The organism is Bacillus sp. AFS015802 (genome assembly GCF_002561455.1).
Classification (GTDB): Bacteria; Bacillota; Bacilli; order Bacillales; family Bacillaceae_B; genus Rossellomorea.
The window spans coordinates 34471-55863 of record NZ_NTUP01000008.1; the positions used below are offsets into that span (position 1 = coordinate 34471).

Sequence of the window (21393 nt, forward strand, 5' to 3'; positions counted from 1 at the left end):
CGATGAATCCCATTACTCTATAACAGATGTATTCCTGTTCTAAGTTTATATATAACAGCGAGTAGCTGAGTATTGATACAGTTTTGAAAATAAATGGTAAAAGGTTTGATAGAGATTGTTAAGAAACACGAATTAATAATACTTTGTCGTTGACTAACTGAATTTTTTTATTGTAAACTAGGAAAGGTATTCATGATTGTATTAGTCGATATTGATTTTCGACTGATACAGATAAACTCGAATGTAATTTCGGGTTTTCTTTCTTAGTATTTGTGGAAAACTATCAATAGTGTGTGTATTCCGCAAGTATTGTGGTAGGTCATACTGAATTTGGGTAATCTAAACTACGTATGTAAAAAAACCAAAATAAATGTATAAAGAAAGGATAGGTGACTTCGATGGCTTCTAAATCAAAGAAGGCACAATTCGATGCAGTTAAGACGCTCGAACAAATTGAAGACAAGTTTGAAATGTTCCAAATTTTGAACGAAGAAGGCGAAGTAGTAAACGAAGACGCTATGCCGGAGATCTCTGATGAGGATCTTCAGGAATTAATGCGCCGTATGGTTTATACTCGTATTCTCGATCAACGTTCAATTTCATTGAATCGTCAAGGACGCTTAGGTTTCTATGCACCAACAGCTGGACAGGAGGCGTCTCAGATCGCTTCTCACTTCGCGCTTGAGAAGGAAGACTGGATTCTTCCTGGATACCGTGATGTTCCACAAATCATCTGGCACGGACTTCCACTTGCGAAAGCATTCCTATTCTCACGTGGACATTTCCAAGGGAACCAGGCTCCAGAAGGTGTAAATGTATTATCACCACAAATCATCATCGGTGCTCAATACATCCAGACTGCCGGTGTGGCACTTGGCCTTAAGAAACGTGGTAAGAAAGCAGTTGCCATTACGTATACAGGAGACGGTGGATCGTCACAAGGTGATTTCTATGAAGGAATCAACTTTGCAGGTTCTTATGCAGCTCCTGCGATCTTCGTCGTACAAAACAACCAATTCGCAATCTCTACTCCTCGCGACAAGCAAACAGCAGGACGCACGATTGCCCAAAAAGCGGTTGCTGCAGGTATCCCTGGTATCTTAGTGGATGGTATGGATCCGTTAGCGGTTTATTCTGCAACGTTGGAAGCCCGTAACCGTGCAGTGAATGGTGAAGGTCCTTCACTGATTGAAACACTGTGCTACCGTTATGGTCCACATACAATGGCCGGTGATGATCCAACTCGTTACCGTACTTCAGAAATGGATACGGATTGGGAAAAGAAAGATCCATTGGTACGTTTCCGTAAATTCCTTGAAGGCAAAGGCCTATGGAGTGAAGAGAAAGAAAACGAAGTAATCGAAGAAGCGAAAGAAGATATCAAAAAAGCGATCAAGGAAGCAGACAGCGCTCCTAAACAAAAAGTGACGGACTTCATCAACAACATGTATGAAGAGCTTCCTTATAACTTAAAAGAACAATTAGAAATCTACAAAGAGAAGGAGTCGAAATAAGCCATGGCGCAAATGACAATGATTCAAGCGATCACTGATGCACTGCGCACAGAACTACGCAACAACGAAGACGTTTTAGTTTTTGGGGAAGACGTAGGTCTAAACGGTGGTGTATTCCGTGCAACGGAAGGGCTTCAGAAAGAATTCGGTGAAGACCGTGTATTCGATACTCCACTAGCAGAATCAGGAATCGGTGGATTAGCAATCGGTTTAGCATTAGAAGGGTACCGTCCAGTACCGGAAATCCAATTCTTCGGTTTCGTATACGAAGTAATGGATTCAGTTAGCGGACAAATGGCGCGTATGCGTTACCGTTCAGGTGGTACGTATACATCACCAATCACAATCCGTTCCCCATTTGGTGGTGGAGTACATACTCCAGAACTTCATGCGGACAGCTTAGAAGGTTTGATGGCTCAACAACCAGGTCTTAAAGTGGTTATTCCATCAACTCCATACGACGCTAAAGGACTTTTAATTTCATCCATCCGTGATAATGACCCAGTCATCTTCTTAGAGCATATGAAATTATACCGTTCATTCCGTCAAGAGGTCCCTGAAGAGGAATATACAATTGAAATCGGTAAGGCAGATGTGAAACGTGAAGGTACAGACCTTACCATCATCTCTTACGGAGCTATGGTACACGAATCATTGAAAGCTGCAGACGAGCTTGAAAAAGAAGGTCATTCAGTTGAAGTCATCGATTTGCGTACTGTAAGTCCACTTGACATTGACACGATCATGGCATCTGTTGAAAAAACAAACCGTGCCATCGTGGTTCAAGAAGCTCAAAAACAAGCAGGTATCGCAGCGAATGTTGTTGCAGAGATCAATGACCGTGCGATTCTTAGCCTTGAAGCACCAGTACTTCGTGTAGCTGCACCGGATACAGTGTTCTCTTTCTCTCAAGCAGAACCAATCTGGTTACCAAACCACAAAGACGTCATCGAAACGGCGAAAAAAGTACTTAACTTCTAATTGGTGGGGCAAACAAGCTCCCCTTTGATATTCAAGTGAAAACAGAAGGGCATTCCACCCTTCTCTTTTCCAATTATAGATAAAAGAACCAGAGACAGATATAACAAACACATTCATCTATTTTAATCATTATTCAATACAGGAGGTCGAGTCCATGTCATTCGAATTCAAATTACCAGACATTGGTGAAGGTATTCATGAAGGTGAAATCGTCAAATGGTTTGTGAAACCGGGCGATAAAGTGGAAGAAGACGATGTACTATGTGAAGTGCAAAACGATAAAGCTGTTGTTGAAATCCCTTCTCCAGTTGCAGGAACGGTTGAAGAACTTCTTGTTGACGAAGGAACTGTAGCCGTTGTAGGCGATACTCTTATCAAGTTCGATGCACCTGGTTATGAAGATCTGCAATTCAAAGGCGGGGAAGAAGACAAGAAAGAAGAAAAAGCCGAAGAGAAGACGGAAGGTCAAGTTCAAGCAACTGCGGAACAAGGCCAGGATGTAAAGAAAGATGCTTCTCCTGAAGCTGCTGAAGAGAAGTCCGATGCAGAAGTCGACCCTAATAAGCGAGTAATCGCAATGCCTTCAGTACGTAAATACGCTAGAGAAAACGGCGTTGAAATCCGTCAAGTATCCGGTTCAGGTAAAAATGGACGTGTCGTGAAAGAAGATATCGATGCATTCCTAAGCGGAGACACTAAACCTGCTGAAGCGAAAGAAGAAGCTAAAGCAGAAGAAAAAGCTCCAGCAGCAGATTCAAAAGCGGCTGCACCTAAAGCCCCTGAGGGTGAATACCCAGAAACTCGTGAGAAAATGAGTGGAATGCGTAAAGCGATCGCAAAAGCGATGGTAAATTCCAAGCATACGGCTCCACACGTAACATTGATGGACGAAATCGATGTGACAAAACTATGGGCACACCGTAAGAAGTTTAAAGAAGTTGCAGCTGAAAAAGGTGTGAAATTAACGTTCTTACCATACATCGTAAAAGCATTAACAAGTGCTTTACGTGAATACCCGGCTCTAAACACTTCTATTGACGATTCTACAAGTGAAATCGTACAAAAACATTATTACAACATCGGTATCGCAGCGGATACTGACAAAGGTCTATTAGTACCTGTTGTGAAAAATGCAGACCGCAAATCTATGTTCTCAATTTCAAACGAAATCAACGAACTGGCTGGTAAAGCGCGTGACGGTAAACTTTCAGGCGATGAAATGAAAGGTGCATCATGCACGATCACGAATATCGGTTCTGCCGGCGGACAATGGTTCACACCGGTCATCAACCATCCTGAGGTTGCCATCCTTGGTGTTGGACGCATTGCAGAAAAACCAGTGGTTAAAAATGGTGAAATTGTAGCGGCACCTGTGTTAGCATTATCATTGAGCTTCGATCACCGCATGATTGACGGAGCTACTGCTCAACATGCACTTAACCATATCAAGCGTTTGTTGAACGATCCAGAACTATTATTAATGGAGGCGTAATACAATGGTAGTAGGAGATTTCCCAATCGAAACAGATACAATCGTAGTCGGATCAGGTCCCGGGGGATATGTAGCTGCAATCCGCGCTGCACAACTCGGACAAAAAGTGACAATCATTGAAAAAGAAAACATGGGTGGAGTATGCTTAAACGTTGGTTGTATCCCATCTAAGGCTCTTATCACGGCAGGTCACCGTTTTCATCAGGCGCAACATTCTGATGACATGGGGATCGTTGCTGAAAACGTAAAAGTGAATTTCGATAAAGTCCAAGAGTGGAAAGCCGGAGTTGTTAAGAAATTAACCGGGGGTGTAGAAGGTCTACTTAAAGGAAACAAAGCAGAAATCGTTCGCGGTGAAGCTTACCTTGTAGATGCTAATACACTTCGCGTGATGGATGACAATTCTGCTCAGACGTATAAGTTCAATAACTTGATTCTTGCAACTGGTTCACGTCCGATTGAAATCCCAAGCTTCAAGTTCTCTAAGCGTGTACTTGATTCTACAGGTGCTCTTGCCCTGGAAGAAATTCCAAGCAAGCTAGTGGTCATCGGTGGAGGTTACATTGGTACTGAGCTTGGTACTGCTTATGCTAACCTTGGATCCGAAGTAACGATCCTGGAAGGTGCTGACGATATCCTAAGCGGATTCGAAAAGCAAATGACAACGGTCGTGAAAAAAGAACTCAAGAAAAAAGGCGTTGAAGTTGTCACGAAAGCTATGGCTAAAGGCGTTGAAGAAAGTGACAGCGGAGTCGTTGTGAAATATGAGGTTAAAGGCGAAGAGAAATCAGTTGAAGCTGATTACGTTCTAGTAACGGTTGGCCGTCGTCCAAACACAGATGAGATCGGTCTTGAAGAAGTTGGAATCGAGATGACAGACCGCGGAGTTATCAAAATTGATAAGCAATGCCGCACAAACATCCCGAACATCTTCGCGATCGGTGATATCGTAGATGGACCGCCACTTGCTCACAAAGCATCTTACGAAGGTAAAATCGCTGCTGAAGTCATCTCAGGTGAACCGGCAGAAATCGACTACCTTGGTATTCCGGCTGTGTGCTTTACAGATCCTGAATTGGCAACAGTGGGTTATTCTGAAGCTCAAGCGAAAGAAGAAGGCATCGAAGTAACTGCTGCTAAATTCCCATTCGCTGCTAATGGACGTGCATTGGCCCTTAATGCCAGTGACGGTTTCATGAAGCTTGTGACCCGTAAAGAAGACGGTTTAATCATCGGGGCTCAGATTGTTGGTTCTGGAGCATCAGACATGATCGCTGAATTAGGACTTGCAATTGAATCCGGAATGACAGCCGAAGATGTTGCGATGACCATTCATGCTCATCCAACTTTAGGTGAAATTTCCATGGAAGCAGCAGAAGTTGCTATGGGAAGCCCGATCCATATTATTAAATAATAGTAAGAATAGAAGATGATCCTCCTCAGGGGGGATCATCTTTTTTTGCGCCTAAAAAGGACGGTAGCTTATTTTAAGCTACCGTCCTTTTTAAATGCCCATATCACTGACCCCAGTTTTTTATTGCGCTTGAAACGGGTTTTATAATCCTTTCTTTGGACATAGTCCCTTCTACTTTACATATAATTTGATTGTTTTCAACGACCACAATGGCCGGGGAAGCGGGGGGATGATCAGTGATACGGTTTGTGGTTTCCTTGTTTAAGCTGACGACCTTCAACTTCTTGAAGTGCTCAGGGTATTGTTTCTTAAGCTCAATGATCGCATCGTAATAGGGTATTTCTCTTGAAACATTTCCCTCATCCGTAAAAAAGATAACCTGTTTTTCAATAAATTGATCCTCTGCCAATACTACTTTATTCGAAGAAATATCATCACATGAAGTCAAAAACAGCATCGGGGCACTAAGTATTAAAAAAGTTAATATATGTTTCATACATCATCCTCTTTTCTTAAAACGATGCTATGAACGGTGGCTTGGAATTTGTAAATTAATGACTATTTATCTGTTCTTACGTCACATTTTATCATAGGGAAAATGGAAAAAGGGCCAAGTCATTAAAATGTTACAAAACTGAAAAGACATACATAATGAAAGTGATCGTTAAAGAATATACTATGTTAATACAACGATCTAAGAGAACATTTCAATATACGAGTGATTCAAGAGGTTTTTGTTTGTTGTAACGGGTAAATAGAAAAAGAATAAATAAATTAATCTGTCAAAGGATGTATGGTGATGAAATCGTATATTGCTTTTTTGGTTCAGATGATATTATGGAGTGTATTTTCTGTAGCGGAATGGATATCTGAGAAGGATCACGTAGAGTATAAATGGATTATGTTTGTCCTGTTTTTTTATCTTGCCTTCATGGCAGCAAAAAGAATCGTTCAATCAAGAAAGCTTACATTATTTATTACCTCGTTCAGTCTGACCTGCTTTTTTGTTTTCAGAATCGCATTTGAAAATATGATGGAAATATTTTAATTCTTTCCCAGTTTCCCTTTAGAATATGTTAAAATATTCAAAGTGAATACGGAAAGGTGAGAGACATGAAAAAGATTTTAGCATCCGGATTAACCCTACTGCTCCTTACAGCATGCGGCAGTGAACAAACCGGCACCACCCAGGAGACGAAGGCACCTGACCAGACTGAAGTGAAGGAAGACAGTCAGAAACCGAGCGAAAGTGCACAAGCAGAAGAGAACCAAAGTGAGACGGACGTGAAACCTTCAAAAGAAGTGGTGCAAACACAGGACTATAAGATAAATGAGGCTAATTGGAGCATCACTCCAATTGGCGATGCCAATCCTAAAGTCGTACTGCTGACAATTGATGATGCACCTGACCGGCAAGCACTTCAAATGGCAAAAGATTTAAAAGCATTGAATGCGCCGGCCATTTTCTTTGTGAACGGGCATTTCCTTGATACACCGGAGGAGAAGGAGACATTAAAAAAGATCCATGATATGGGATTCATGATTGGTAATCATACCTATAGTCATAGCAGTTTGAGAGACCTTTCACCGGAAGAACAAAAGACGGAAATCCTGTCTGTCAGCGACCTTGTGGAGTCCATCACTGGAGAAAGACCGAAATTCTTCCGGGCGCCATTCGGGCAAAACACGGATTACAGCCGTCAGGTTGCAGCAGATGAAAAAATGTCCTTGATGAATTGGACATACGGATATGATTGGGAGAAACAGTATCAAAACAAGGAAGCCATTACGGATATTATGGTGAATAGCCCATTTCTTAATAATGGGGCAAATTTGCTCATGCACGATCGTACGTGGACAAGTGAAGCATTACCAGATATCGTCAAGGGGCTGCGTGCCAAGGGATACGAAACACTGGATCCAAACAGGATAAAAACAATTGAATAATAATAAGAGCTGCATAGGAGAATACATTCATTTATGCAGTTTTTTTCATTTTTGTGGTCATTATTTAAAAAGCGCTTACATAAGTTTTTATGATTAATAGTATGGTTGATTATGAGTAAAAAAAGTTAAATATGTTATACAATTTAGGCTTGATATTTTAAATGTGTTATATTATTATAGAAGCAGATAAGATAAAGCGTTTACAAAAAACAACGTGAAGGAGAGGAAAAAAGATGGGAACAATTGTATGTCAATCATGCCTTAGCACAATTGAGCATTATGAAGATGAGAAGGTTTCTGTTTTATTCTCTAACTGCTGTGATTGCAACGACGATAAAGAATTAGACGATTGATGCCTGCTTAGGGGAGTGGGTATGAATAGTGTCTATAAGGGGTTCTTATAAATAAAAAGGATGAAGAAGGGGGTTGCCTTCTTCATCCTTTTTCTGTTCATCGAATGGCACGGTGCTCTTTAATGACTCTTAAATGTCGTAAATCATAATCTTCAGGTCCCTGTACTGGAAGGCCTGCTTCTATATTGGTTTTGATATAATCGATATTTTCCTGAGTGATGATCTCACCAGGAATGAAAATCGGAATGCCTGGGGGATAGACCATAATGAATTCAGCAATGGTTCTTCCTACGGATTCATCGATTGGTATGACTTCGGTATCGGCATAAAAGGCGTCCCTCGGTGTGATGGACAGGACAGGTATATCAGGCAGCATCACTTTAACCGGCGCCATCTCCCCATGTTTCTTAAGGCTTGTCACGAGCTCTTTTAAAGCTGAAACCAATTGGTTTCCTTCACGCTCGGTGTCACCAGGTGTGATGATACAAAGGATATTGTAAAGGTCGGACATTTCAACCTCGATATTATGAGCCTCTCGCAACCACTTCTCCGCATCGAACCCACTGATCCCGAGATCCTTAACAGAAACAATCAGCTTCGTCGGATCATAAGCATAGGTGGCTTTCGTCCCCAGGATTTCTTCCCCGACGCAGTATAGCCCATCTATTTCATTGATTTGCCTTCTGATATTCTGAGAGAGTTCGATCGTTTGGGTGATGAGCTCCCGTCCCTCGGTGGCCAGTCGTTTTCTGGCAACATCGAGGGAAGCCAACAGCAAGTATGAGGTTGAAGTCGTTGTTAACATACTTAAAATGGTTTGCACGCGTTTTGCAGAAACAAGCCCTTCTTTCATATTGAGAACGGAACTTTGTGTCATGGATCCCCCGAGCTTATGAACGCTGGTAGCTGCCAAATCAGCACCGGCCTGCATGGCGGATAAGGGAAGCTCGTCATGGAAATGGATGTGCACGCCATGTGCTTCATCAACAAGAACCGGGACATTATATGAATGGGCGATTTCCACGATTCTTTTAAGGTCAGCGGAAATCCCGAAATAAGTCGGGTTGATCACAAGGACCCCTTTGGCATCAGGGTTCCGCTCCAGCGCTGTCGCGACAGCATCGGTCGTGATCCCGTGAGAAATCCCAAGATCTTCATCAATATCCGGGTGAATGAAGATGGGAGTGGCTCCAGAGAATACAATCGCAGACATAACGGATTTATGGACGTTTCTTGGAACGATGATCTTATCTCCGGGACCGCATACACTCATCACCATTGTCATGATCGCTCCGCTTGTTCCTTGAACGGAGAAGAAGGTATGATCGGCTCCGAACGCCTCGGCAGCCAGATCCTGGGCTTTTTTGATCATTCCTTTAGGTTGGTGGAGATCATCTAAAGGACCGATATTTATTAAATCAATGGAAAGGGCATTCTCCCCGATGAATTCCTTAAATGCAGGATCCATGCCTGCACCTTTCTTATGGCCGGGAATATGGAACTGGACGGGATTTCTTTTACTATGTTCAATCAAGCCGGTAAACAACGGCGTTTCATTCTGAGACAATTCATTCAACACCTTTTTATATTCTTTCATAGCACAATAAATCAACAGACATGCTAAAGATATCATTATATAGGATTCTGACCACAAATTCATACATTTTCTTACGATTTTTTCAACAAACAAATGAATTATAGCACTTAAGAAAATCTTTGCATAGAGTCATACGCCCATCATTGTGTAATTTGTTTTTCATAGCACCAACCAAAGAAGAGATATCGATGATTTTTGGCTCATTCGGGTGAAACGTACGTTTCACCCGAATGAGCCAAAAATCTACACTACATACTATTTGAACGATAAAAGCTTACATGTGAGACTAATCGTATCTCTTTTTACTTATACAAGCACATGAAAAGGATTTTCCCCACTCCATCGAGAATAAAGGAATGCATGGAGGGATTCAAATGAATTGGAAAACACGGGTAACAGAGTTATTGAACATTCAATATCCCATTATACAAGGAGGGCTTGCTCATCTGGCATATGCGGACCTTGCTGCGGCAGTGTCGAATGCAGGTGGACTAGGCCAGATCACGGCCATGTCCCTGGACAATCCCGAACAGCTTCGTAAAGAAATCATAAAGGTCAGGTCTTTAACGGATAAACCGTTCGGAGTGAACTTTGCCATCGGTCAACACGGGCGTCCGTTCAGCGGATTTCTCGACGTTGCCATTGAAGAGAATGTACCGGTCGTTTCCGTAACGGGAGGAAACCCCACACCCCTGTTTCAACAACTTCAGGGGAAGGATATCGTCAAGCTTGTTCTGGTCGCCTCGAAAAGACAGGCAGAGAAAGCGGAAGAACTCGGCGCTGATGCCGTCATGGTCGTTGGACAGGAAGGGGGAGGTCATTTGGGAAAAGATGATATCGGAACATTCGTCCTGATCCCCCGGGTGGTCGACGCCGTTTCCATACCCGTCATCGCTTCAGGAGGCGTGGGAGACGGACGAGGCTTAATGGCTGCCCTCAGCTTCGGGGCGGAAGGAGTGGAGATGGGAACAAGATTCATCGCCACAGAAGAATGCATTCACGCATCAGAAGTGTATAAACGTGCCTTGATTGAGGGAGAAGAGAGTGGTACAGTAGTCATTAAACGATCTTTAGGGGCCCCTGCGAGAGCCATATCAAACACCTGGACCGATCGGATACTGGATGCTGAAACTTCGAACCAAGGCTATGAAGGATTAAAATCATACATAAGCGGTGAGGCGAATAAGCGGTACATTTACGATGGCGAGGCAGACCAGGGGTTTGCATGGGCAGGACAAGTGATGGGGCTTATCCAGGACATCCCTACAGTAAAAGAGCTGATCGAGCGAATGATTTCACAAGGGGAAGACATTCGTAAGAAGTGGAATTAATACATCGTCAAAGGAGTTGCAAAACAATATGGAATATCAATACCCTTTCGATATAGACTGGTCGACGGAAGAAGTCATTGATGTCATCGCCTTCTTTGAAGCAATCGAAAAGGCGTATGAAAAAGGGGTTTCAAGAGAGGTCCTGATGAATCGGTATAAGCGCTTTAAAGAAATTGTACCCGGGAAAGCAGAAGAGAAAAGGATATGCAATGAATTTGAAGAATCCAGCGGCTATTCTTCCTATCGTGTAGTGAAAAAAATGAAGGAATTTCAGGACGCTGAAAAAATATCGATGAAATAAAAGGACGACTGCCCTAAACGGCAGTCGTCCTTTCTGCATTATTCCCTACAGTTATATGGTTTAGTTCATTTTATAAAGGGGTAAAAGTGTTTCAAAGGCACTTTCAACTTCCTGGATTAATTCATCTCCATTAAGCTTAATGGCTGTGTCCCGATCTAAGTGAAGCCCGCAAAGAAGTTCAGCTTTTTTTACTTTTTGAACTCTTTCACTCAAAGCATTGAATTCATCTTCTGACAGAGAAGAGAAGGGTGCAGCTTCTGGTTTTGTGTGATCACCTGACCAAACAAAATGACCAGGAATCAATGATCTGATCTTATCTGCATTTTCTTCAACTTTTTTACCGAATTCCGCTTTTCCTGGAGCTTCATAGATCATTGCAAACCAAATAAATACATGGGTTTCCCATAGTCCGATTTGGAAATGAGGATGTTTTTTATAACCGCGTTTGTTATTCGCGAATGCAACCCAGGTATCATCAGGAGGATTTACTGAGCGCCTGGCATGTTTCGCAACATGATAAAACATCTCATCACCTGTCATGGCACTAAGAGTGGGGGCGAAATGTTCACCCAGGTAGTCTAATTTGGGTCTGATCTGTTCTTGGATGGAATTCATCCGAGCTTCGAGCCCGCCAATCTTAAAAACGTTGAAATCTTCTTTTGTTAAACCTTTAAATGTCATGTTGTAGCCTCCTTATTTCCATCAATATCTTACCATAAAGAAATACAAGCTTGTAGTCAGTCGATTTATCCATGGGTGTCTGCACATTTTAGTTACAAGATGAGAGGATATTTCATAACATGTAGTAAATATTATCAGAACAATCAGATAAATCGAAAACTCGGAAGGGGTGTATGGTCATGAAACAAGTAATGAACACTTCTAAAAAACGTGATGTCCAGCAGCAGAGAATGAATGTACTAAGACTCGAAATGGATTATGAATTAGCCGTATTGTTCGAAGCAATTCAAACGAAGAATACAGAAACCCAAACCAAGTCCAAACAGAAACTAATGAGCATCAGGGAAGAACTTATGAAAATGAAGGCCCTATAAAGCTTTAATCTTTCAACGGTTTGAAGTATGCTGATAACAAAATCTACTTTTGAACGCGAGCTCATGGTGGTTTTCGGAGTTCGCTTTTTTATGGGGAAAATTCATCTTTCATGATGGAGTCTCTTTTCTTGAATGAATCGGATATAGGAGTTAAGATTATCTGAATAGACCATATTATAGCTATACTGATTTTCGTTATGCACATTGGAGGCTAATAATACATGACAAATTGGACTGAATTAGATCAAAATGTTAGAACATGGATACATGAAGCCGGTGAGAGGATTCGTCAGTCATTTAAAACCGAATTGAACATCAAAACGAAATCGAACCGGAATGATCTGGTCACAGATATGGATGAAGCGACAGAACGATACTTTACGGAAAACATCCGGAGCACATATCCTGATCACCAAATCCTGGGTGAAGAGGGCTATGGCGATGACTTTAAGGAGTTATCGGGAATCACCTGGATTATCGACCCGATTGATGGAACGATGAATTTTGTGCATCAACAACGGAACTTTGCCATCTCAATCGGGATTTATGATGGAGACGATGGGAAGTTAGGATACATATATGATGTGGTCCATGACGAACTTTACTTTGCGAGCAAAGGCAAGGGAGTCTATATGAATGATGTCAAGCTTCCGGAACTAGACCCTGTTCCTGTTCAAGATGCGATTGTCGCATTGAATGCATTATGGGTGACGGAGAATAAGCGGATTGATTCCTCCATCCTTGCTCCTCTGGTTCAAGATGTACGGGGAACTCGGTCGTATGGATCAGCGGCGATGGAACTTGCTTACGTTGCTTCAGGAAGGCTGGACGCATATTTGACGATGCGCCTTGCCCCTTGGGATTTCGCAGCAGGAAAGATTATGATCGAAGAGCTTGGCGGAGTTGTGACGGACCTTGATGGAAACCCTTTGAATCCTTTGAATAAAAGCTCGGTCTTCGTCGGTAAGCCCGGCCTGCATGAAACAATCCTGAACGATTATCTTCACAGGAATAAATAATAGAAGGAGTGGGCGCTGATGAAATGACAGCGTCCACTCCTTCTTTACTTCCTACAATCTTCCTTCTTCCCTGTACTTCTTCTTTGTCTTAAAGCCGAATCCCATCACAATGAATAAACAAATGATGCTTGCCGCTGCGAGCAATATGCTTTGTAAGCTGATTGAAATTGCAATGCCCATTAACGACACCGCCGCTAATACCGAAAAAAGTACGAAAATCCACTTTATATTTGCCATTCTATAGCCCCCAATGAAATGATTCTTAACCATACAGATTGTCCGGGAGATCCTCACTGCCCGTCTTCTTAAAGTGTACCTATCAATTCAATAATGCGCAATGGCTAACGGAGACAAAGAGGAAGAACGAATAAAATGTTTATGGAAACTTTTAGTGGGATTGAATAGGTAGTGTGAAATATTTATTAGGGCTTTTGTCAATGCTGTGATATAATGGTCTAGTTGAACTGAAAAATAGCATCTTTAACCTTATAAAGAAATCCAATATTCAGGAGTGGAAATATGAAATTAAGAAATGACCTTAGAAATATTGCTATCATTGCTCACGTTGACCACGGGAAAACGACATTAGTAGATGAGCTTTTAAAGCAATCCGGAATCTTCCGCGAGAATGAAACAGTTTCAGAACGTGCGATGGATTCAAATGATTTAGAAAGAGAACGCGGTATTACAATCCTTGCAAAAAATACGGCGATTCAATATAAAGATTCCCGCATCAATATCCTTGATACTCCAGGGCATGCTGACTTCGGTGGGGAAGTAGAACGTATCATGAAAATGGTAGATGGTGTTTTACTGGTAGTGGATGCGTACGAAGGCTGTATGCCTCAGACTCGTTTCGTTCTTAAGAAAGCACTTGAGCAAAACCTTACACCGATCGTGGTGGTAAACAAAATCGACAAACCTTCAGCACGTCCTGAAGAAGTCATCGATGAAGTATTGGAACTATTCATTGAACTGGATGCGAATGATGAGCAGCTTGAATTCCCGGTTGTCTATGCTTCAGCCATCAATGGTACGGCGAGCACAGATCCGGATCCTGAAAAACAGGACGAAAACATGCAGTGTTTGTATGATTCCATCATTGAACACATTCCTGCACCAGTCGACAACTCTGAAGATCCTCTTCAATTCCAGGTTGCACTGCTTGATTACAATGATTACGTCGGGCGTATCGGGATCGGCCGTGTATTCAGAGGGACGATGAAAGTTGGCCAGCAGGTGGCGTTAATGAAGCTTGACGGTTCGGTTAAACAATTCCGTGTAACAAAAATCTTCGGGTTCTTCGGATTAAAGCGTGAAGAAATCCAGGAAGCAAAAGCCGGTGATTTAATCGCTGTTTCCGGAATGGAAGATATCAACGTCGGTGAAACGGTTTGTCCGGTTGAACATCAGGATCAACTTCCGGTCCTTCGTATTGACGAGCCAACACTTCAAATGACGTTCCTAGTGAACAACAGTCCATTTGCAGGTAGAGAAGGTAAATTTGTTACTTCAAGAAAAATCGAGGAACGTTTATTGGCTCAGCTTCAAACGGATGTAAGCTTACGTGTTGAACCGACCGATTCACCTGATGCATGGACGGTATCGGGACGTGGAGAGCTTCACCTTTCCATCCTGATCGAAAACATGCGTCGTGAAGGGTACGAATTACAGGTATCAAAACCACAGGTTATCATTAAAGAAGTAGATGGTGTGAAGAGTGAGCCTGTAGAACGTGTTCAAATTGATATTCCTGAAGAATATATGGGTGGAGTTATTGAATCACTGGGTCAACGTAAAGGTGAAATGCTGGATATGGTAAACAACGGTAACGGACAGGTCCGCTTAATGTTTATGGTTCCTGCACGCGGATTGATCGGTTATTCAACGGAGTTTATGACCCTTACTCGTGGATATGGTATCATCAACCACACATTCGAAGGCTATCAACCACTGCAAAAAGGCCGCGTTGGCGGACGTCGCCAAGGTGTACTTGTTTCTATGGAAACAGGGAAAGCATCTCAATATGGTATCATGCAGGTGGAAGATCGCGGGATTATCTTCGTTGAATCCGGTACAGAAATTTATGGCGGTATGATTGTCGGGGAACATACGAGAGAAAATGATATCACTGTTAATATCACGAAGCTGAAACAAGCGACTAACGTACGTTCTGCGAATAAAGATCAAACCGTTACCATTAAAAAAGCAAGAATCATGACATTGGAAGAGTCTCTTGAATACCTGAACGATGACGAGTATTGCGAGGTAACACCTGAATCGATCCGTCTTCGTAAAAAGATTCTTGATAAGAATGAACGTGAAAGAGCAGAAAAGAAAAACAAGGTTACTCAATAAACTAAGTGAAGGGGGAGTAGGAAATGGATGTAACGGAGCGTTTGTCCTTTTTCGCATCCCTTTACCGTGTGGATCAAAACGCGGAAATGGGTATGTGGTTGCTTTATATAACCATAGTTGGGCTCTCGATCTTAGTTTATAAGCTTGGTTTTGCGAAAAAGCTGCCTGTCATGAAATCCATCCTGATTTATACGTTTCTCATTCTTGGATGTACGGTACTGACTTTTCTCGGCATCTTTCTGCCTGTAGCGGAAGGATTGGTCGTGGCAGCTCTGATCTTGGTGGTTTACAAGATCCGACTGACAAACGAAAAGAAAAAAGGCACGTTTTAAGCAAAAAAGCTGTAGTCCCTCTCAAAGGGGCTACAGCTTTTTTTAGTCCGATTTCCATCCTGTGGTGAACTTATACAGTGGAGGCAGGCTCAAGGCGTATACGAGATGTCCGGCTGTCCATAAAAGAATCGCAGTACCATTCAGCATACCGGGTACTTCCTTCACTGCCATATAAGAAAGGGGAAAGTATAGGAACACAGTGGGGAAGGTTAACAGCAGGGAAAGAAGCCATGCTCCCTTACTTGAAATGGTCAGCTTTTCCAGCAGGTACACAAATGCCACACCGATGACACAGGAGATAAGCAAGTGAAAGAAAAACTCCAGCGATTCCGGCAGATGTTTTGATGCAAACACCGGGATGAAATCCACATTCAATAATAAGATATATACTTTAATACCTGTGAGTCCCTGCATCCATTTGAGGAATAAACCTAATATGATACCTGAAATAATTCCGACGGCCGTACCGGCTCTGATCTGTTTAAAAGTCATCTTCCACTTGAGGGGAACGGTAAAATCGGAAATTTCCCGTTGAGACTCGCTCTTCCGTCTTCTCTTTGATCCGGTCGTGGCATTTTTCACACATATACGTGTGAATGGGTCTGTTACGCAACTTTTTCGCCTGGAGGGAATAGTCATCAATGTTTTCAATTACTTCACATAAAGCGCATTTTACTCTCATTCTGTACACCTCTACTTGTTCTAATCATAAGTCTAGTCTCATTAGTATATCATGTAGTATAGCCGAACGCTTTATTTAACTTTCCTGAATGCTTTTAACAATGGAATTTGGTATAGTATAATCAAGATGAATCACGTATGAAATAAGAACGCTTAGAAAAATGTCACCAGGGGGGGATTGTATGGCTAATCAAGTCGAACCCAGCTTAATTCCTGCATTGTTTGAAGAACTGCAATCAGAGCGATTCGTTACACTCTCTACCGTTGATCATGAAACACTGGGACCTAATGTAAGTGCAATATCCTGGATCCTTGCCAAAGACGAACAAACGTTATTGTTCGCTGTGGATCAACGCTCAAGAATCGTTAAGAATATTAAGGGTAATCCGCTTGTTGTTGTGAACTTAATTGCAAATGAATCAACTTATTCGATTGGCGGGAAGGCTGCCGTGACTCAAGAAAACCTTTCCGGAGTGCCTTTGAAGCTCACCCTTGTTCAACTTGTCATTCATGAAGTGAGGGATGTCATGTTTTATGGTTCTAAAATTTCCACTGAGCCCGCTTATGAGAAGACATATGATAAAACGGCCGCTGACCGTTTGGATCGCCAAGTAATAGAAGCCATGAAAAAAGCTTAGATACCTAAGCTTTTTCATGGCTTTTTCTTATTAGCATGTAGGGTTTAATCAATCGATTTTATCGTATGTTTGATCTTCTTGTTTGTTTCTAAGCTGTTTTTCTTTCGCGTCATTCATTTTTTTCTTCGGCTCATTTGGTGCATTTTCGGGATCTGGCTGCTTTAAAGACTTAGGGATTTCAGGCATCAATCTTCCCGATATGTCAGACAACTCATTCATGATACCCTGGACCGGCTCGCCCCTTTGGATATCTTTACTGATTTCCTTTAAGCGGGCATACAGGTCCGGGTCGGCAATAACCATCGCCTCAGCACCGTAGGGATCATTCTGAAGGGCTTCTGCTACAGAGTATTTAATCGATCCCACTTGGGAACGCTCTACGTCCGAATCGATATCAATGCCTACAAACGCATATTTACCGATGACTACAGCCGTTGCATCCTTTACGTCTGGTACAGAAGTGGTAAGGTCGACCAGATGCTTTGAGATTTGTTGCCCGGACTTTCGTTGAACATGTTGAATGTTGCTATCCTGGACAGTAATCGGTTTATTGTTTTTACTGTTCGCATCGTTTTTATATCCGACCTCATTTTTGTTGGCGCAAGCTCCGAGCATGATGGTCACCATAACTAGAGAGATGAGTCTTTTCATGTCAATACCTCCCGATTTAGAATCAATATCTTTTCTTATTGTGTAATTTTCTTCTATCTTTATACGTTTATTCATATATTTTAAGAAACGGGCCGTCCTATTTGAGTAGCTGGGAATAACCGGAACATCATTGGCTACATACAATAGTAATAAGAAATCAGGAGCAGGAGGCATCGATTTGAAAAAAATTTATGTATTAGATACCAATGTCTTATTACAAGATCCACAAGCCATCTTTTCTTTTCAGGATAATGAGGTGGTCATACCTGCAGTCGTTTTAGAAGAAGTGGACTCCAAAAAGCGTTATATGGATGAAATCGGACGAAACGCAAGACATGTATCGAAGCTGATAGATAATCTGCGGCAAGAGGGAAAGCTCCATGAAAAAATCCCCCTATATACAGGAGGATCATTGAGGATTGAATTAAATCACCGCTCCTTTCAGCAACTCCAGGATATATTTATAGAGAAAACAAATGATAATCGAATTATCGCTGTAGCTAAAAATCTATCACTTGAGGAAGAAACAAAGAAGGATGGGAAAATGGTCATTCTGGTCAGCAAGGACACCCTTGTAAGGGTCAAGGCAGACGCATTGGGTTTACAGGCGGAAGATTTCCTGAGTGACAGGGTCATTGAAGTGAATGACATTTATACCGGATTCATTGAACTATACACCGAGAGAGAAAGTTTGGATAAATTTTATGATAAAGGGGAACTGACCCTTTCTGATATAACGAAACAACGATTTTATTCCCACCAATTCCTCATCATGAAGGATGCCCTCGGAAGCTCTGCATCGGCATTGGGGATGGTGGATGCCACTGGCCTGAAGGTGAAGAAATTGGTGTATGACCAAGAACATATGTGGGGAATTAAAGCGCGGAATGTCCAACAGACAATGGCTACGGAATTATTACTTCGGGATGATATTTCGTTAGTGACCATGATCGGGAAGGCAGGAACGGGAAAAACGCTGCTTGCCCTCGCTGCAGGGCTATTGCAGACCGAAGACTTTAATAAATTCAATAAATTACTCGTTGCCCGCCCGATCGTTCCGGTAGGAAAAGATATAGGCTATCTTCCGGGTGAAAAACAAGAAAAATTGAGACCTTGGATGCAGCCGATCTATGACAACCTCGAATATCTGTTCAATACGAAAAAACCGGGGGAACTTGATGACATCCTTGCAGGAATGGGTTCGATCGAGGTGGAAGCCCTGACGTATATAAGGGGCAGAAGCATACCTGATCAATATATCATCATAGACGAAGCCCAGAACCTGACGAAGCATGAGGTGAAAACGATTCTCACCCGCGTAGGGGAACGGAGCAAAATCGTGTTGATGGGGGATCCGGCTCAAATCGATCATCCTTACCTCGATGAATATAACAATGGGCTGACGTATGTTGTGGAAAAATTCAAGGATCAAAAATTAGCGGGACATGTAAAACTCATGAAAGGTGAAAGATCGGGCTTAGCTCAGCTGGCTGCGGATATTTTGTAAACAATTGGAAATATCGCACGATTATAACGTATGAAAAAACCGGTTCAGATGTTCCTGGACCGGTTTTTGTTTTAAGATTATTCCACTCGAAATGCCCTGACGTTGGTTATCGGCTGATCTCTATTTGAACCATCCTTGTAATAAATGTGGACAGGCCCGTTTTCCCTGAGCGGCTTACCGTCTTTAGAAAATCCGATCAATAGCTCATCTGCCTGTGATAAATCCAGGGTATGATCCCCGGTTTCGGTTTCAATCACGACAGAAGTTGCATCAGAATGGGGTTCTGCATTCTTTAGGAAAGGTGCAAAAGGAATGGCGAACGTCCCTTTAAGAATCTTTTCTTTCTCGTACTTCTTCTCGGTTTTCAAAGTAGGTGGATAGGTAGCGCCTTCCTGGATTTCCCGGGACCAATGCTTGGAAACCGCCTTTGTATATTCTTCTAATTCATCAACTTTTTCTGTTTTATCTTCAAAATATGTAGTTAAATCCACTTTTCGATCATCAAATATCCATACTCCTGAATCCAATGTTATCGAAAATTTTACTTTTCCTTTAATCGGTATAATACTTTCCACTTCAGATTCCTCCTCACGCTGATAGTATCAGTATATATGTTCTAACCAGGTTTGTCACATTCAGTTGAAAGCATTTTCAGCGTTTTCAATGAAAGAAAATAGGGAAACTATAAGTAGGTGAAAAGGAGCTGTTGGAACAATGATAAAAACTCAGGAATGGCTGGAAGAGTTGGTTGAAAAGGCGAGACCCTTTGCTGCGGATGGAAAGGTAGCGGAGTACATACCTGCATTGAAGGATCAAAACCCCAATGACCTGGCAATCAGTATCTACACCTTGGATAATAACTCCTGTTACGCAGGGGATCATCTGAAGAAATTCACACTTCAAAGCATTTCAAAGGTTATCACCCTCGCCCTTGTACTAATGGACTATGGGGAAGAGTATGTGTTTTCGAAGGTTGGAATGGAACCGACAGGAGATCCGTTTAACTCCATAGCCAAACTCGAGACCCACAAACCGTCGAAGCCCCTTAATCCGATGATCAATGCAGGAGCCCTTGCTGTGACGAATATGATCAAGGGAAATACCGGAATGGAAAAATGGCAGCGATTAATTGAATTCATTAACCATATGACCGGGGAAACGGTCTCCTACAATGAAGACGTGGCCTATTCTGAATTGCAAACGGCCAACCTGAACAGATCTCTCTGCTACTTCATGAAGCAGCACGGGGTGATCACAGGAAACGTTGAAGATCTGCTCGTTCTCTATACAAAGCAATGTGCCGTGGAGATGAGCTGTGTCGATCTCGCGAAGATGGGGGCAGTCTTCGCCAATGACGGAATCGATCCGGAAAGCGGCCGTGAACTGATTACCAGGGATGTGGCAAGAGTGTGTAAAACCTTTATGGTGACATGCGGAATGTATAATACATCCGGCGAGTTCGCCATCAAAGTAGGGATCCCTGCCAAAAGTGGTGTATCAGGCGGGATTATGGGATCTGTACCGGGCAAATGCGGAATCGGCATCTTTGGACCGGCACTCGATGATGTCGGAAATAGCAGTGCAGGGCTGAAACTTCTTGAAATGCTCAGTGATGAATACTCGTGGAGTATCTTTTAACGGAACTCTTTTTTTAGGAGGCATGAAAAGAATCAGGTCACTTTCCGATGGGAAAATAACCCTTATATTCCCTTCCGTAATAATTCGAAAATCTGTCATTGAATCCCGTGGAAAACACTTATTTTTCTTGCAATTTCTCGGGTTTAACGATAAAATTTTAAGACAGGAAGGTTATTTGTTCGGAATGGGGGGATCACTGTGGCGTCAGAAATGACAATTAATCATCGAGAAAAAGCCTATGAGCTGTTAAAGGCCGACGCAGAAAAGATTTTACAACTTATTAAAGTGCAAATGGATAATTTAACGATGCCCCAATGTCCTCTATATGAGGAAGTATTGGATACCCAAATGTTCGGATTATCTCGTGAAATAGAATTTGCGGTCCGTTTAGGGCTTGTAGATGATCAAGATGGAAAAGATTTGATTGATTCCTTGGAAAGGCAACTTTCTGCCCTCCATGAAGCATCTACAAAAAAGTAAAATAGTCATGACAACTCAAACAATACATAGATCTGTTGTTTGAGTTTTTTTGTTAAGTGGAACGAATGCCTTAGAGTGATGAAAATGATATAAGAGAAAAAGGA

General features: G+C 42.2%; 25 protein-coding genes. 17 read left to right on the forward strand and 8 right to left on the reverse strand.

Features of this window, described 5'->3' with window-relative positions:
* The first annotated feature begins 398 nt into the window (after nt 1-398).
* The 4 genes from pdhA (at nt 399) to lpdA (ending at nt 5401) form a co-directional block, all read left to right on the forward strand.
* Nucleotides 399-1514, forward strand: coding sequence for a pyruvate dehydrogenase (acetyl-transferring) E1 component subunit alpha (gene pdhA, locus CN378_RS05235; RefSeq protein ID WP_034756042.1), 1116 nt, complete (start codon nt 399-401; stop codon nt 1512-1514).
* A 3-nt stretch (nt 1515-1517) separates the two neighbouring features.
* Nucleotides 1518-2495, forward strand: coding sequence for an alpha-ketoacid dehydrogenase subunit beta (locus CN378_RS05240; RefSeq protein WP_098350878.1), 978 nt, complete (start codon nt 1518-1520; stop codon nt 2493-2495).
* Between the two features lie 154 nt (nt 2496-2649).
* Entirely contained in the window at nt 2650-3987 is a 1338-nt protein-coding gene (locus CN378_RS05245) for a dihydrolipoamide acetyltransferase family protein (RefSeq protein ID WP_098350879.1), read from the forward strand.
* A 4-nt stretch (nt 3988-3991) separates the two neighbouring features.
* On the forward strand, nt 3992-5401 hold the full coding sequence (gene lpdA / locus CN378_RS05250; protein ID WP_098350880.1) for a dihydrolipoyl dehydrogenase: 1410 nt from the start codon (nt 3992-3994) through the stop codon (nt 5399-5401).
* A 103-nt stretch (nt 5402-5504) separates the two neighbouring features.
* Here lpdA and CN378_RS05255 read toward each other — a convergent pair whose 3' ends face one another.
* On the reverse strand, nt 5505-5897 hold the full coding sequence (locus CN378_RS05255; RefSeq protein ID WP_098350881.1) for a hypothetical protein: 393 nt from the start codon (nt 5895-5897) through the stop codon (nt 5505-5507).
* Nucleotides 5898-6200: 303 nt separating this feature from the next.
* Between CN378_RS05255 and CN378_RS05260 the strand changes: the two genes are divergently transcribed.
* From CN378_RS05260 to CN378_RS05270, 3 genes are all read left to right on the forward strand, one after another.
* Entirely contained in the window at nt 6201-6449 is a 249-nt protein-coding gene (locus CN378_RS05260; protein ID WP_098350882.1) for a hypothetical protein, read from the forward strand.
* A 65-nt stretch (nt 6450-6514) separates the two neighbouring features.
* Nucleotides 6515-7348 carry a polysaccharide deacetylase family protein gene (locus CN378_RS05265; protein WP_098350883.1) on the forward strand — a complete coding sequence of 278 codons (834 nt, stop codon included), beginning with the start codon at nt 6515-6517 and terminating at the stop codon, nt 7346-7348.
* A 233-nt stretch (nt 7349-7581) separates the two neighbouring features.
* Nucleotides 7582-7701: a GapA-binding peptide SR1P gene (locus CN378_RS05270; RefSeq protein WP_079531615.1), complete on the forward strand. Its 120-nt coding sequence runs from the start codon at nt 7582-7584 to the stop codon at nt 7699-7701.
* Between the two features lie 97 nt (nt 7702-7798).
* Here CN378_RS05270 and CN378_RS05275 read toward each other — a convergent pair whose 3' ends face one another.
* Nucleotides 7799-9268 (reverse strand): aminotransferase class I/II-fold pyridoxal phosphate-dependent enzyme, encoded by a 1470-nt coding sequence (locus CN378_RS05275; protein ID WP_098350884.1) that lies wholly within the window; start codon nt 9266-9268, stop codon nt 7799-7801.
* A gap of 404 nt (nt 9269-9672) precedes the next feature.
* Here CN378_RS05275 and CN378_RS05280 point away from each other — a divergent pair, with 404 nt between their 5' ends.
* Nucleotides 9673-10629 (forward strand): NAD(P)H-dependent flavin oxidoreductase, encoded by a 957-nt coding sequence (locus tag CN378_RS05280; protein WP_098350885.1) that lies wholly within the window; start codon nt 9673-9675, stop codon nt 10627-10629.
* A gap of 28 nt (nt 10630-10657) precedes the next feature.
* On the forward strand, nt 10658-10930 hold the full coding sequence (locus tag CN378_RS05285; protein ID WP_098350886.1) for a UPF0223 family protein: 273 nt from the start codon (nt 10658-10660) through the stop codon (nt 10928-10930).
* Nucleotides 10931-10990: 60 nt separating this feature from the next.
* On the opposite strand, the gene CN378_RS05290 is transcribed toward CN378_RS05285, so the two are convergent.
* Nucleotides 10991-11611, reverse strand: coding sequence for a YktB family protein (locus CN378_RS05290; protein ID WP_098350887.1), 621 nt, complete (start codon nt 11609-11611; stop codon nt 10991-10993).
* A gap of 179 nt (nt 11612-11790) precedes the next feature.
* On the opposite strand from CN378_RS05290, the gene CN378_RS05295 reads away from it, so the two are divergent.
* Complete coding sequence (locus CN378_RS05295) at nt 11791-11985, forward strand: hypothetical protein (RefSeq protein WP_034756016.1); 195 nt, start codon at nt 11791-11793, stop codon at nt 11983-11985.
* A gap of 221 nt (nt 11986-12206) precedes the next feature.
* Nucleotides 12207-13004, forward strand: a complete 798-nt coding sequence (locus tag CN378_RS05300; RefSeq protein ID WP_098350888.1) for an inositol monophosphatase family protein — start codon at nt 12207-12209, stop codon at nt 13002-13004.
* Between the two features lie 51 nt (nt 13005-13055).
* Here the strand turns inward: CN378_RS05300 and CN378_RS05305 are convergent, their stop codons facing one another.
* Nucleotides 13056-13241, reverse strand: a complete 186-nt coding sequence (locus tag CN378_RS05305) for a YlaF family protein (protein WP_098350889.1) — start codon at nt 13239-13241, stop codon at nt 13056-13058.
* A 282-nt stretch (nt 13242-13523) separates the two neighbouring features.
* On the opposite strand from CN378_RS05305, the gene typA reads away from it, so the two are divergent.
* Both typA and CN378_RS05315 read left to right on the forward strand, forming a co-directional pair.
* Nucleotides 13524-15362, forward strand: coding sequence for a translational GTPase TypA (typA, locus tag CN378_RS05310; protein ID WP_098350890.1), 1839 nt, complete (start codon nt 13524-13526; stop codon nt 15360-15362).
* Nucleotides 15363-15385: 23 nt separating this feature from the next.
* Nucleotides 15386-15694 carry a YlaH-like family protein gene (locus CN378_RS05315; RefSeq protein WP_098350891.1) on the forward strand — a complete coding sequence of 103 codons (309 nt, stop codon included), beginning with the start codon at nt 15386-15388 and terminating at the stop codon, nt 15692-15694.
* 42 nt (nt 15695-15736) lie between these two features.
* Here CN378_RS05315 and CN378_RS05320 read toward each other — a convergent pair whose 3' ends face one another.
* Nucleotides 15737-16186 (reverse strand): HAD family hydrolase, encoded by a 450-nt coding sequence (locus CN378_RS05320; protein WP_098350892.1) that lies wholly within the window; start codon nt 16184-16186, stop codon nt 15737-15739.
* Nucleotides 16176-16376: a YlaI family protein gene (locus CN378_RS05325; RefSeq protein ID WP_060669973.1), complete on the reverse strand. Its 201-nt coding sequence runs from the start codon at nt 16374-16376 to the stop codon at nt 16176-16178. The genes CN378_RS05320 and CN378_RS05325 overlap by 11 nt, the downstream gene beginning before the upstream one ends.
* 181 nt (nt 16377-16557) lie before the next feature.
* On the opposite strand from CN378_RS05325, the gene CN378_RS05330 reads away from it, so the two are divergent.
* Entirely contained in the window at nt 16558-17013 is a 456-nt protein-coding gene (locus tag CN378_RS05330) for a pyridoxamine 5'-phosphate oxidase family protein (RefSeq protein WP_098350893.1), read from the forward strand.
* Between the two features lie 48 nt (nt 17014-17061).
* On the opposite strand, the gene CN378_RS05335 is transcribed toward CN378_RS05330, so the two are convergent.
* The gene (locus tag CN378_RS05335; RefSeq protein ID WP_098350894.1) at nt 17062-17664 is read right to left on the reverse strand and encodes a YhcN/YlaJ family sporulation lipoprotein; all 603 of its coding nucleotides are present in this window, start codon (nt 17662-17664) and stop codon (nt 17062-17064) included.
* 178 nt (nt 17665-17842) lie between these two features.
* Here CN378_RS05335 and CN378_RS05340 point away from each other — a divergent pair, with 178 nt between their 5' ends.
* Complete coding sequence (locus tag CN378_RS05340) at nt 17843-19171, forward strand: PhoH family protein (RefSeq protein WP_098350895.1); 1329 nt, start codon at nt 17843-17845, stop codon at nt 19169-19171.
* Nucleotides 19172-19248: 77 nt separating this feature from the next.
* On the opposite strand, the gene CN378_RS05345 is transcribed toward CN378_RS05340, so the two are convergent.
* Nucleotides 19249-19746 carry a hypothetical protein gene (locus tag CN378_RS05345; protein ID WP_098350896.1) on the reverse strand — a complete coding sequence of 166 codons (498 nt, stop codon included), beginning with the start codon at nt 19744-19746 and terminating at the stop codon, nt 19249-19251.
* 139 nt (nt 19747-19885) lie between these two features.
* Here CN378_RS05345 and glsA point away from each other — a divergent pair, with 139 nt between their 5' ends.
* Complete coding sequence (gene glsA, locus CN378_RS05350) at nt 19886-20809, forward strand: glutaminase A (protein WP_098350897.1); 924 nt, start codon at nt 19886-19888, stop codon at nt 20807-20809.
* Between the two features lie 198 nt (nt 20810-21007).
* Nucleotides 21008-21289, forward strand: coding sequence for an Fpa/YlaN family protein (locus CN378_RS05360; protein ID WP_034755973.1), 282 nt, complete (start codon nt 21008-21010; stop codon nt 21287-21289).
* Nucleotides 21290-21393: the final 104 nt, after the last annotated feature.